Raw genomic sequence first — 13,092 nt, forward strand, 5'->3', positions numbered from 1 at the left:
CCTGGCCGAGTCCGACGTGCCGGCGGCACGCCTCGTAGAGTCGACCCCGTGACACCACACGACACGCCTGACGCTCATCTGCCCGTGCTCACCACCGCGCAGGCCGACCGCCTGCGCGGCCTCGTCGCCGCCGCCCTGGAGCGGCGGCACGGGACGCCGCCCGCCTTCGAAGGGGACACCGCGGCGGTCGCCGGACACCGCCACCCGCTGACGAACCTGGCGCAGCGCTGCCGCGTCACGCCCGAGGAGGCCTGGCCCGAGCTGGTCGAGCAGCAGTTCGCGCAGCTCGCCGAGGCGTCGCAGGGCGGGGAGAGCGCCGAGGAGCTGCTCGCCGGCACCCGCATGCGCCTCGTGGCGCCCGGCGCCGTACCCGCCGACGGAGCGGGGCAGTTCAGCTACATGCGCGCCGTGGCGCCCGGCCTGAACCTCGCGCTCGCCCTCGACGCCCCTACCACCGTGCGGCTGCTGAACGACCAGGACGTGGCCCGGGCCGGCGACCCCGACGCGCTGTGGGAGGCGGCGGGCCGCAACCTGTCGCGCGAGCCGTTCCGCCACGAGGAGGTGCGGCTCGACGGGCACCCCGTCCTGCACTCCGTCTACGGGGACTCGGTGTTCGTCGCGAGCAAGGCGCTGCTCCTGCCCGAACTCGCCGCCGAGGTCACCGGCCGGCGGCTGCCCGGCGCGGGCGCTCTCGTCGTCGTACCCACCCGGCACCTGCTCGCCTTCCACCCGATCACCGACGGCAGCGCCGTCGACGCCGTCAACGACCTGGCCACGTACGCCGTCCGCGCCCACGACGAGGGCCCCGGATCGCTGTCGCCGCGCGTGTACTGGTGGCACGAGGGCCGGCTCACCTCGCTCACCGTCATCGACGACGAGCGGCAGACCATCAGCCAGCAGCCCCCGGCCGAACTCGTCGACATCCTGCGGCTGCTGCGCGGCCTGGACCGCGCCGGACGGCTCGTCGCCACGGCCCGCCCCGTCGACGTGCCCGCCCTCACCGCGTCGCTCGCCGCCTCGATCGACGCGCTCGACGCCGCACCGGACGGACTGCCCGACGCGTTCACCGACGCGGTGCTCCTCGCGCAGGCGAGCGCCGAGGCCGATCCCGACGCCGACCGCGTCGAGACCTGGGACGCGTGGGTCGCCGCACTCCAGCTGGGCACCGCCCTGTTCACCGAGACCAAGGCCGTGACCCTGATGCTCGGCGACACCGAGCACACCGTCCCCGCCACCGGCACCGAGGTCCGCGGCGACGCCCGCGCCTGGCTCGACGCCTTCTACCTCACCCTCGTCACCCGCGAACGCGACCGCACCACGCGGCTGTGCGAGGTGCCGCTCGACACGCTGCGCGCCGCGGGGCCCGCCGACGACTACGTCCTGCACTGGATCGACACGCTGCAGAGCCACTGGCTGCGCCGCCCCACGGACGACGTCGTCACCAAGCTCGTCACCACGATGGAGACCTCGCACCCCGAGGCGTCGACGCGCACCCCGAAGGACTTCCTGGACCTCGTCGACTACCAGCCCGTCGCCCTGTTCCACCGGCTGCTCACGCAGGACCACGAGGCCTTCGGCAAGGCGCTCACCGAGGCGCTCGGCCATCACGCCCGGTACTGGGGCGACTCGGCGGCGCCGGGCGCCCGTGTGGCCCTCGGCCCGCTGGCCCTCGCCTGTCTCGCCCACGACATGGACTTCCCGCTCGACATGGACCAGCCGTACCTGCCGAAGTATCTGCTCGGCCGGCAGCGCCTCGAACACATCCCGGGCTGAACTCCCGTCCGCAGCCGCCGAATCCGGGGGTGCGCCTCGATGGGGCCGCACCCCCGCCGCGCCGTGCGGACCGGGTCTACGCCGAGACCAGCATCCGGGAGCGCCTGGCCTCCGCGAGGGCCGTCGCGGTGAGCACCGGGCGCGGGACGACGATGCCGCAGTGCGTGCACACCGGTCCCGAGGACGGCTCGTGCGCCAGGTCGTGCTTCCAGACCAGGCCGTCGTCCGCGCAGACCGGGCAGGCGCGGCCCGGCTCGCGCTCCAGCGCGGAGATCAGCCGGCGCAGCACGTCGGCCAGCGGCTCGTCCGGGTGGACGGCCGGGTCGTCGCACCAGGCGACCCCGAAGCCGCCCCAGGTCAGCCGGTGCCAGTCGTCCGTGCTGCCCGGCCGGCGCAGTCCGTCGTGCTTCTCCTTGCGCCGCCGCTCGGCGAAGTCGTCCTCGTACGCGAGCCACACGGCCCGCGCCTCCTCCAGCTCCTCCAGGGCCGCGACCAGGCGGGCCGGGTCGGGGGAGCGGTCCTCGGGACCGAAGCCGGCCCGGGAGCACAGATGGTCCCAGGTCGCCCGGTGTCCGTAAGGAGCGAACCTCTCCAGGCACTTGCGCAGTGAGTACCGCCGCAGTGCCAGATCGTTGCGCGCGTCGCGCACCTGTCTTGCCAGACTCCGGAATCCGGCCATCGCCTTGCACCTCCGTCACACGTACGTCGGCGTCGCCGCAGCCATGAAGCGACGTTGCCGAGTAGACGTATCGACACGCGATTCGGATCCCTCCGCGGGGCGCCGGTATCCATCCGATTCCGGATGGATGCCATCAGCGGCACCTCGTGGGTCTGGGGAGTCTCTCTGTGATCCCTGTGGCGATCCTGAAAACGTGACGCATGTTCATCTTCTTCGGTCGGTCTACCGCCGGTAACTTCCGGCTCACCATCGTCGGGAGGACCAGGCATGCGAGGACGCACCCCACGCACCACCCCGCGCAGGAGGGCCCGAGGCCCCCTGCGGAGACTTACGGCCGCCGCGGCGCTCGTGCTCACCGCGGGGCTGCTGTCCCCGCACGCGACGGCCGCCGCGGACGAACCCGCCCCCGCGGCCGACTACTGCGCGGGCCAGTGCGCGGACATCCTGCCGCCCGGGGCGAACGGCAGCGCGACGCTCGTCGAGATCCTCGGCAACAAGCTGTTCGGAACCCAGCCCGCGCACGCCGACGATCAGCTCGGTCCCTACGACGCGCTGTCGTCCGGATATCCGTCGCTCACGGACGACACGCTCTCCCAGTTCTTCAACGACTCCTCCTTCGGGGTCCCGAATGGTCAGGTCGGTTCGGTCACCCGTCCCCGGGAGGACGTGACCATCACCCGTGACAAGAAGAACGGCGTACCCCACGTCAAAGGTTCCACGCGCTACGGAACCGAGTTCGGCGCCGGCTACGCCGCAGGTCAGGACCGCCTCTGGCTCATCGACCTGTTCCGCCACATCGGCCGCGGCGAGCTGACCTCCTTCGCCGGCGGCGCCCTCGCGAACCAGGGACTCGAGCAGGAGTTCTGGCCGCAGGCCCCCTACACCGAGGACGATCTCCAGAAGCAGGTCGACTGGATCAGGACGGAGGGCGGGGCACGCGGCGCCCAGGCCATGAAGGACGCCCAGGCCTACATCGACGGGCTCAACGCCTACCGCGAGAAGGCCAAGAAGGGGCGCTACTTCCCTGGCGAGTACGTGCTCACCGGCAAGATCGACGCGATCACCAACATCGGCGAGATCCAGCCGTTCAAGGTGACCGACATGATCGCCCTGGCCTCCGTGGTCGGCGGACTGTTCGGCAACGGCGGCGGGGGAGAGGTCGACGCGGCCCTCTCGCTGCTCGCCGCCCAGCAGAAGTACGGCGTCGAGAAGGGCACCGAGATCTGGGAGTCCTTCCGCGGGCGCGACGACCCGGAGACCGTCACCACCATCCACGACGGCACCCGCTTCCCCTACGGGGCCAAGCCCGCGAAGGCGCGCGGCCAGGCCCTGCCCGACGCCGGATCCGTCGACCGCGAACCCCTCGTCCACGACCGCACCGGCTCGGCCGCCACCGCCGCGCGGTCCGGCGCCGTCACCCGTGACCCGGTGAGGGCGCCCGCCCGCCTCAAGCCCCTCCAGGGCATGTACGACGACGGCGTGCTCCCCGAGGACATGTTCCGCGACTCCGCCTCCAAGAAGGGCATGTCGAACGCCCTCCTCGTCTCCGGGAAACACACCGCGTCCGGCCACCCGGTCGCCGTGTTCGGCCCGCAGACCGGCTACTTCGCACCGCAGCTGCTGATGATGCAGGAGCTCCAGGGCCCCGGCATCAGCGCCCGCGGCGTCTCCTTCGCCGGCGTCGGCATGTACATCCAGTTGGGCCGCGGCCAGGACTACGCCTGGTCCGCGACCTCCGCGGGACAGGACATCACCGACACCTACGCGGTGCCCCTGTGCGAGCCCGACGGATCGGCGCCCACCAAGGCCTCGGCCTCCTACCTCTACCGGGGGACCTGCACCCCGATGGAGAAGCTGGAGCGGAAGAACGCCTGGAAGCCGACCGTCGCCGACTCCACCGCCGCCGGCAGCTACCGGATGCAGGTCTTCCGCACCCGGTACGGCGTGGTCACGCACCGCGCCACCGTCGACGGCAAGCCCGTCGCCTACACCGCGCTGCGCTCCACCTACCGCCACGAGGCCGACTCGATCATCGGCTTCCAGATGCTGAACGACCCGTCCTACGTCAAGGACGCCGCCTCCTTCCAGAAGGCGGCCCAGCACATCAGCTACGCCTTCAACTGGTTCTACGCGGACTCCCGGGACATCGCGTACTACAACAGCGGTGCCAACCCGGTGCGCGCCGAGAACGTCGACATGTCGCTGCCCGTGAAGGCGGAACAGGCCTACGAATGGCGGGACTTCGACCCGGCCGACAACACGTCCGCCCACACCCCGCCCGCCCAGCACCCGCACTCGGTGAACCAGGACTACTACATCTCCTGGAACAACAAGCAGGCCAAGGGCTTCGGCGCCGCCAACTTCAGCCTCGGCGCCGTGCACCGCGCCGACCTCCTCGACGGCCGGGTGAAGAAGCTCACCGCCGAGGGCGGCGTCACCCGCGCCTCCCTCACCCGGGCCATGGAGGAGGCGGCCGTCACCGACCTGCGCGGGGAGCAGGTCCTGCCCGAACTCCTGAAGGTGCTGAGGAGCGGGCCGATCACCGACCCGGCGCTCTCCAAGGCCGTGCAGCAGCTGGAGGCCTGGCGCAAGGGCGGGGCGCAGCGCAACCAGGCCTCCGCAGGCTCGAAGGCGTACGCCCACCCGGACGCCGTCCGGATCATGGACGCGTGGTGGCCGCTCCTCGTGAAGGCCGCGTTCGAGCCGGGGCTCGGCGGCGACCTCTACCAGGCGCTCACCGGTCAGCTCGCCGTCGACGAGGCACCGTCGGCCGGCCACGGGCCGACCGGCTCGCACGCCGGATCCGCGTTCCAGTACGGCTGGTGGGGCTACGTCGACAAGGACCTGCGCGCGGTCCTCGGCGAGCCCGTGCAGGGCGCGCTGGGCAAGAGGTACTGCGGCGCCGGCGACCTGTCGTCCTGCCGTGACGCGCTCCTCGCCTCACTCGCCGCGGCGGTCGCGAAGCCCGCGACCGAGGTCTATCCCGGGGACGACACCTGCAAGGCGGGGGACCAGTGGTGCGCGGACACGATCGTGCACCGCGCCGTCGGCGGGATCTCCCACCGCTCGATGCAGTGGCAGAACCGGCCCACGTACCAGCAGGTCGTCGAGTTCCCGGCGCACCGGTGAGCTGAGCGGACCACACACGGAAGCGGCCGGGCGTCCGCCCGGCCGCTGTCCCGTTCCCGTGGCGTCCTCAGCCGAGTTCGCGCTCCCGGGTCTCCGGCAGCGCGAGCACGCACAGCAGCGAGATGACGGCCATCGCGCTCACGTACCAGCCCACCGACGACGAGCCGAACGCGCTCTGCAGCCGCGTCGCCACCAGCGGCGCGACGGCGCCGCCGAGCACACCGCCCAGGTTGTACGCGAACGAGGCGCCCGAGTAGCGCACCCGGACCGAGAACAGCTCCGGCAGATAGGCGCCCATCGGGCCGTACACCACGCCCATGCAGAACAGGGCCCCGCCGAGGGCCAGCGCGATCAGGACCGGCTGCTCGGTGTCCATCAGCAGGAACAGCACCGGCCCCCACACCACCGCGAGGCCCGAGCCGGCGAGGACCGTGCGGCGCCGCCCGCCCGCGTCCGAGCGCGTCGCGGCGAGCCAGGTCCCGGCCGCGAGGAACAGACAGGCCACGAGCGACACGGCGAGCATCGTGCCGCGCGGCACGCCCAGCGTCTTCGTGCCGTAGGCGAGGCAGTAGGTGGTGGCGGTGTAGAAGAGGCCGTACGCGACGACCATGCCGCCCGCGCCGAGCAGGATCTCCTTCGGGTGCCGCTTGAACACCTCCAGGGCCGGTGCCCTGCTGGCCTCCTGGTCCGCCATCACCTTGGCGAACACGGGCGTCTCGCTGATCTTCAGCCGCACGAACAGGCCGACGGCGACCAGGAGGAAGGACAGCAGGAACGGGATCCGCCAGCCCCAGGACCGGAACGCCTCGTCCGAGAGGGACTCGGACAGCAGCCAGAAGATGCCGGTCGCCGCGAAGAAGCCGACCGACGGGCCGAGTTGGGGGAATGCCGCGAACAGGCCGCGCCGCCCGCGCGGCGCGTGCTCCACGGCGAGCAGCGCCGCCCCGCCCCACTCGCCGCCGAGCCCGACGCCCTGGAGGAAGCGCAGCAGCACGAGCAGCAGCGGGGCCCAGACGCCGAGCGTGGAGTAGCCGGGCAGCAGGCCGACGCACGCCGTCGACAGGCCCATCAGCAGCAGCGAGGCGACGAGCACCGACTTGCGGCCGATCCGGTCGCCGAAGTGACCGAACAGCAGGGAGCCGATCGGGCGGGCGGCGAACGCGACGGCGTACGTCGAAAAGGACGCCAAAGTGGCGTTGAGGGAGGACAGGTTGGGGAAGAACGCCTCGTTCAGGACGAGCGCGGCGGCCGTTCCGTAGACGTAGAAGTCGTAGAACTCGATGGCCGTGCCGATGAAACTGGCGACCGCCACGCGCCGTAGGCGCTCCGGCTGAGGGGCCGCGGCTGTGTCGTCCTGGGCTGGGTCTTCCCTGGTGGGGTCGTCTTTGAGCACGGCTGCACTGTCGCGGTCGGTGCAGTATGCAGTCAATCCCCGAGACGGGGCGTCTCGGGGATTGAGATGCTTTCCGGGTCTCTTCCGAGGCGCCTACTTGTAGGTCAGGTACTGCCGGCGCACCGCGCGGAACTTCTCCAGTTCGCCGTGCCAGCCCTGGACGACCTCGTCCGTGTCCGCGCCCTTGTCGATCATCGTGCGGACCTGGGTCGAGCCCGTGAGCTTGTCGATCCAGTTGTCGGAGCGCCAGGCGAAGCCGCTCCAGGCCGACTTGGCGGTGACGAGGAGCGCGATCCCGGTGCGGACCGGATCGAAGGCCTCGCGGTCGTCGACGTGGATCTGCACGCCGCCCACGGTCTTGCCCTGGAACTTGGAGAACGTCGGCGCGAAGTACGCCTCCCTGAAGTGCACACCGGGCAGCGCGAGTTCGTTCGCGGCGGCGGCCCAGCGCGCGTCGATCCCCTCGGCGCCGAGGAGTTCGAAGGGGCGGGTCGTGCCGCGCCCCTCGGAGAGGTTCGTGCCCTCGAAAAGACAGGTGCCCGAGTAGACCAGGGCCGTGTCCGGGGTCGGCATGTTCGGGCTCGGCGGCACCCACGGCAGGCCCGAGGCGTCGTAGAAGTCGCGGCGCTTCCAGCCGGTCATCGTCACCGTGGCCAGCTCGACCGGCTTGTCCAGGTACTCGCCGTTGAACAGCCGCGCCAGCTCCGTGACCGTCATGCCGTGTGCCTGCGCGATCTCGCGCCGGCCCACGAACGTCGCGAACTCCTTGTGCAGGACCGGCCCGTACGCGTCGCGCCCGGTCACCGGGTTCGGCCGGTCCAGGACGACGAACCTCTTGCCGGCGAGCCGTGCCGCCTCCATGCAGTCGTACAGGGTCCAGATGTACGTGTAGAAGCGGGCGCCCACGTCCTGGATGTCGAAGACGACCGTGTCGACACCGGACGCCGTGAAGATGTCGGCGAGCGCCTGACCGCTCTTCAAGTACGTGTCGTAGACCGGCAGCCCGGTCGCCGGGTCGTCGTAACGCCCCTCCGAGCCGCCCGCCTGCGCCGTGCCGCGGAAGCCGTGCTCGGGGCCGAACACGGCCTTCAGGTCGACGCGGTCGTCCGCGTGCATGACGTCCACGATGTGCCGCACGTCCCGGGTCACGCCGGTGGGGTTGGTGACGACGCCGACCTTCTGCCCGGACAGCAGCCCGTAGCCGTCGGCCGCGAGGCGCTCGAAACCGGTGCGCAGGCCCGGCCCGCGCCCCTGCCCGTCCACCGTCGCGGCGCCCGCCGTGCCGCTCCCCGCACCCAGCGCGCCGGCCACCCCCGCGCCCGCCGCGAGCAGCACCCGTCTCGACACGTTCATCCGTGCACCTCCGTGATCGCCGGAACTGGTCTGGTCCTCTCGCCGCACGCTAGTCCCCGGACCCCGTCCGGGGAACGGATCTTGCGCGCATCCGTGTCCCGCGCCCCCTTTCCCCACGACATACCGACTGGTTAGTGTGCTGAGGCAACCTGAGTCACGGCGTGCCGAAGGAGACCGATGGTGGAGAGTCCGCAGGGCCAGTCAGTCGTCGTCACGGGCGCGGGCGGCGGTATCGGCGCCGCCCTCGCCCGCCGCTTCGCCGCCGCCGGCGCCCGCGTCGTCGTCAACGACCTCGACGCCGCCAAGGCCGCCGCGGTCGCCGAGGAGATCGGCGCGACCGCCGTCCCCGGCGACGCCTCGGCGATCGTCGACGACGCCCGGGACGCCCTCGGCGGCACCGTCGACGTCTGGTGCGCCAACGCGGGCCTCTCCTCCGGCGGCACCGAGTCCGCGGACCCCGCGGTGTGGGCCGCCGCCTGGGACGTCAACGTGATGGCGCACGTGCGCGCCGCCCAGGCCCTGCTCCCGGACTGGCTGGAGCGCGGCAGCGGCCGCTTCGTCTCCACCGTCTCCGCCGCCGGACTGCTCACCATGATCGGCGCCGCCCCGTACAGCGTCACCAAGCACGGCGCCTACGCCTTCGCCGAGTGGCTCTCGCTCACCTACCGGCACCGCGGCATCAAGGTGCACGCCATCTGCCCGCAGGGCGTGCGCACCGACATGCTCACCGAGGCCGGATCCGCCGGTGACCTCGTCCTCGCGCCCACCGCCATCGAACCGGAGGACGTCGCCGACGCCCTGTTCGCGGGCATGGCCGAGGACCGCTTCCTGATCCTGCCGCACCCCGAGGTCGCCGGGTACTACGCGGGCCGCGCCGCCGCCCCGGACCGCTGGCTCGCCACCATGAACCACATCCAGCAGAAGTGGGAGGCCGGCCGGTGACCGAGTCGATCTACGCGGCACGCCCCTGGCTCGCCGTCCTCAGCGAGGCCCAGAAGGCCCCCGTCACCCCGCCCGCCACCGTCGTCCACACCTTCGCCGACGCCGTGCGCCGCGCCCCCGACCACCCGGCCCTCGCCTACTTCGACGGCCGCCTCACCTACGCCGAGGTCGACGCCCTCTCCGACTCCGTCGCCGGACACCTCGCCGCCCGGGGCCTGGAGCGCGGAGACCGCGTGGCGATCATGCTGCAGAACTCTCCGCACTTCGTGCTCGCCCTGCTCGGCGCCTTCAAGGCCGGCGCCGTCGTCGTCCCGGTCAACCCGATGTACAAGGCGGGCGAGGTCGCCCACGTCCTCCACGACGCCGAGGTCACCGCCCTGGTCTGCGCCGACCGCGCCTGGGAGGCGTACCTGCGCGACACCGCCGCGGACTCGCCCGTACGCATCGCCCTGACCGCCTGCGAACTCGACCTGCAGAGCCGGAACGACACCCGCGTCCTGTCCTTCGAGCGCGTCACCCCGGCGCCCGCCGACACCGACGACCTGCTCGCCGTCGCCCGCGCCGGCCACCCCGCGCCCGCGGACCGCGAGCTGACCAGCGCCGACATCGCGCTCATCAGCTACACCTCCGGCACCAGCGGTACCCCCAAGGGCGCCACCAACCTGCACGGCAACATCACGCACAACGCCGAACGCCAGCGCACCGGCCTCGGCGTCGCCGAAGGCGCCACCTACTTCGCCCTCGCGCCCCTGTTCCACATCACCGGCATGGTCTGCGAACTCGTCGCCTGCGTCGCCAACGCGGGCACCCTCGCCCTCGCCTACCGCTTCGAACCCGGCGTCGTCCTCGACGCGTTCGCCGAGCACAGGCCCGCCTACACCGTCGGCCCGTCCACCGCCTTCATGGCCCTCGGCGCCCAGCCGCAGGCCACCCGCGAGCACTTCGCGTCCTTCGACTCGATCTCCTCCGGCGGCGCGCCCGTGCCGCCCGCGCTCGTCGAGAAGTTCCGCGCCGCGTTCGGCCCGTACATCCACAACGGCTACGGCCTCACCGAGTGCACCGCCCCCTGCGCCACCGTGCCGCCCGGCGTCGAGGCCCCCGTCGACCCGGTCTCCGGCACCCTCGCGGTCGGCGTGCCCGGGCCCGATGCCGTCGTCCGCATCGTCGACGACCGGGGCGCCGACGTGCCCTTCGGCGAACAGGGCGAGATCGCGGTGCGCGGCCCCCAGGTCGTGCCCGGCTACTGGCGCCGCCCCGACGCCACCGCCGAGGCCTTCCCCGACGGCGAACTGCGCACCGGCGACATCGGCTTCATGGACGCGAACGGCTGGCTCTACGTCGTCGACCGCAAGAAGGACATGATCAACGCGTCCGGCTTCAAGGTCTGGCCGCGCGAGGTCGAGGACGTCCTCTACACCCACCCCGCCGTCCGCGAGGCCGCCGTCGTCGGCGTCCCCGACGCCTACCGCGGCGAGACCGTCAAGGCGTACGTGAGCCTGCGCCCCGGCGCCGACGCCACCCCGGACGAGCTGTCCGCGTACTGCAAGGAACGGCTCGCCGCGTACAAGTACCCGCGCGAGGTGGAGGTCCTGCGCGAGCTTCCCAAGACGGCAAGTGGGAAGATCCTCCGGCGGGAACTGCGTTCACCGGGCGCGTGACCCGCGCAGGACCCGAGTGACCGAAGCACCACGAGACAGACAGCGAAGGCAGGTGGCGGCAGTGGCCAAGGCGGCGACGGACGGCGACGGGACGCCGGTTCCGCAGCGACTCCTGGCGGCCGCCACCCGGCTGTTCGCCGAGCGCGGCTACGACCGGACCTCCGTGCAGGAGATCGTCGAGGCGGCGGGCGTCACCAAGGGCGCCCTCTACCACTACTTCGGCTCCAAGGACGACCTCCTGCACGAGGTGTACGCGCGCGTGCTGCGCCTCCAGCAGGAGCGGCTCGACGCCTTCGCCGACCTGGACCAGCCGGTCGAGGAGCGGCTGCGCGCCGCGGCCGCCGACGTGGTCGTCACGACCATCGAGAACCTCGACGACGCGGCGATCTTCTTCCGCTCCATGCACCACCTCAGCCCCGAGAAGAACAAGCAGGTACGGGCCGAGCGGCGCCGCTACCACGAGCGGTTCCGGGCCCTGATCGAAGAGGGCCAGAAAGCCGGCGTCTTCTCCACCGAGACCCCGGCCGACCTCGTCGTCGACTATCACTTCGGCTCGGTCCACCACCTGTCGACCTGGTACCGGCCCGACGGCCCCCTCACCCCGCAGGAACTCGCCGACCAGCTGGCCGATCTGCTCCTGCGGGCGCTGCGCCCGTAAGACGGCCGAGCAGCGCCTCGGCCGCGCGCCCGGCCTCCGTGAGTACGACGCGGCGGGCCGCACGGGGGTATTGACGGTGCGTGCGCGTCTGCGGGTGCGTGGGGGCTGGTCGCGCCCCGCGGCGGAGCCGCTGATCGATACAGCCCCGCGCCCCTGGAGATGCGCACTTCGTGCGCGATCTCCACAGGGCAGTGCCCCATCGGGGAAATGCGGCGCGAAGCGCCATGCATTTCAGGGGCGCGGGGAACTGCGCGAGAAGCCCCACAGGCCCGCACCCGGCGGCGAGCCTAGACGTACCGCTTCAGTTCCCGCCGGGCCAGCGATCGCTGGTGCACCTCGTCGGGGCCGTCGGCCAGTCGCAGGGTCCGGGCGGCAGCCCACAGCTCCGCCAGCGGATAGTCCTGGGAGACACCACCCGCCCCGTGCAGCTGCACCGCCTTGTCGATGATGTCGACCACCGCACGCGGCGTCGCGATCTTGATGGACTGGATCTCGGTGTGCGCCCCCTTGTTGCCCACCGTGTCCATCAGCCAGGCCGTCTTCAGGACGAGCAGCCGCAGCTGCTCCACGGTGACCCGCGCGTCCGCGATCCACTCCTGCACCACGCCCTGCTGAGCCAGCGGCTTGCCGAACGCGGTGCGGCCCACGGCCCGGCGGCACATCAGCTCGATGGCCCGCTCGGCCATGCCGATCAGCCGCATGCAGTGGTGGATGCGGCCCGGACCGAGCCGCGCCTGGGCGATGCCGAAGCCGCCGCCCTCCTCGCCGATCAGGTTCGAGACGGGCACGCGCGCGTGGTCGAAGACCACCTCGGCGTGGCCACCGTGCCAGTGGTCCTCGAAGCCGTACACGGTCATCGCCCGGCGCACCTCGACGCCCGGGGTGTCGCGGGGGACGAGGACCATGGACTGCTGGCGGCGGATGTCGGGCCCGTCCGGGTCCGTCTTGCCCATCACGATGAAGATCTTGCAGTCCGGATTCATGGCGCCGGAGATGTAGAACTTGCGGCCCGTGATGACGTAGTCGTCGCCGTCGCGCTCGATGTGCGTCGTGATGTTCGTGGCGTCGGAGGAGGCGACCTCCGGCTCCGTCATCGCGAACGCCGAGCGGATCTCCCCGGCGAGCAGCGGCTCCAGCCACTGCTTGCGCTGGGTCTCGGTGCCGAACTGGGCCAGCACCTCCATGTTCCCGGTGTCCGGGGCGGCGCAGTTCAGCGCGGTCGGCGCGAGCTGCGGGGAGCGGCCGGTGATCTCGGCCAGCGGCGCGTACTGGAGGTTGGTCAGGCCCGCGCCGTGCTCGGCGTCGGGCAGGAACAGGTTCCACAGGCCCTGCCGGCGGGCCTCGGCCTTGAGGTCCCCGACCACGGCGGGCGTCTGCCACGGCGAGTCGAGCGCGGCGCGCTGCTCGGCGGCGACGGCCTCGGCCGGATACACGTGCTCGTCCATGAAGGCGAGGAGCCGCTCCCGCAGTTCCTCGGTGCGGGCGTCGAATGCGAAGTCCATGCGGG

9 protein-coding genes are annotated in these 13,092 nt (G+C 72.1%); 5 read left to right on the top strand and 4 right to left on the bottom strand.

Going from position 1 to position 13,092, the window contains the following annotated elements:
• The first annotated feature begins 48 nt into the window (after window positions 1–48).
• Complete coding sequence (locus IAG42_RS28485) at window positions 49–1,773, top strand: immunity 49 family protein (protein ID WP_188339817.1); 1,725 nt, start codon at window positions 49–51, stop codon at window positions 1,771–1,773.
• 76 nt (window positions 1,774–1,849) lie between these two features.
• On the opposite strand, the gene IAG42_RS28490 is transcribed toward IAG42_RS28485, so the two are convergent.
• Complete coding sequence (locus IAG42_RS28490) at window positions 1,850–2,452, bottom strand: hypothetical protein (RefSeq protein ID WP_188339818.1); 603 nt, start codon at window positions 2,450–2,452, stop codon at window positions 1,850–1,852.
• Between the two features lie 267 nt (window positions 2,453–2,719).
• Here IAG42_RS28490 and IAG42_RS28495 point away from each other — a divergent pair, with 267 nt between their 5' ends.
• Window positions 2,720–5,581, top strand: a complete 2,862-nt coding sequence (locus IAG42_RS28495) for a penicillin acylase family protein (protein WP_188339819.1) — start codon at window positions 2,720–2,722, stop codon at window positions 5,579–5,581.
• A 67-nt stretch (window positions 5,582–5,648) separates the two neighbouring features.
• Here IAG42_RS28495 and IAG42_RS28500 read toward each other — a convergent pair whose 3' ends face one another.
• On the bottom strand, window positions 5,649–6,893 hold the full coding sequence (locus IAG42_RS28500; RefSeq protein WP_188339820.1) for an MFS transporter: 1,245 nt from the start codon (window positions 6,891–6,893) through the stop codon (window positions 5,649–5,651).
• A gap of 174 nt (window positions 6,894–7,067) precedes the next feature.
• A complete protein-coding gene (locus IAG42_RS28505) occupies window positions 7,068–8,327 on the bottom strand; it encodes an exo-beta-N-acetylmuramidase NamZ family protein (RefSeq protein ID WP_188339821.1) in 1,260 nt (419 codons plus the stop codon).
• A 177-nt stretch (window positions 8,328–8,504) separates the two neighbouring features.
• Between IAG42_RS28505 and IAG42_RS28510 the strand changes: the two genes are divergently transcribed.
• The 3 genes from IAG42_RS28510 (at window position 8,505) to IAG42_RS28520 (ending at window position 11,585) form a co-directional block, all read left to right on the top strand.
• Window positions 8,505–9,269, top strand: coding sequence for an SDR family oxidoreductase (locus IAG42_RS28510; protein ID WP_188339822.1), 765 nt, complete (start codon window positions 8,505–8,507; stop codon window positions 9,267–9,269).
• Window positions 9,266–10,927: a class I adenylate-forming enzyme family protein gene (locus tag IAG42_RS28515; RefSeq protein WP_188339823.1), complete on the top strand. Its 1,662-nt coding sequence runs from the start codon at window positions 9,266–9,268 to the stop codon at window positions 10,925–10,927. The genes IAG42_RS28510 and IAG42_RS28515 overlap by 4 nt, the downstream gene beginning before the upstream one ends.
• Before the next feature lie 61 nt (window positions 10,928–10,988).
• The gene (locus tag IAG42_RS28520; protein WP_384624164.1) at window positions 10,989–11,585 is read left to right on the top strand and encodes a TetR/AcrR family transcriptional regulator; all 597 of its coding nucleotides are present in this window, start codon (window positions 10,989–10,991) and stop codon (window positions 11,583–11,585) included.
• Between the two features lie 287 nt (window positions 11,586–11,872).
• Here IAG42_RS28520 and IAG42_RS28525 read toward each other — a convergent pair whose 3' ends face one another.
• Window positions 11,873–13,087: an acyl-CoA dehydrogenase family protein gene (locus tag IAG42_RS28525; protein ID WP_188339825.1), complete on the bottom strand. Its 1,215-nt coding sequence runs from the start codon at window positions 13,085–13,087 to the stop codon at window positions 11,873–11,875.
• Between the last annotated feature and the right edge of the window lie 5 nt (window positions 13,088–13,092).

The organism is Streptomyces xanthii (assembly GCF_014621695.1).
GTDB lineage: Bacteria > Actinomycetota > Actinomycetes > Streptomycetales > Streptomycetaceae > Streptomyces > Streptomyces xanthii.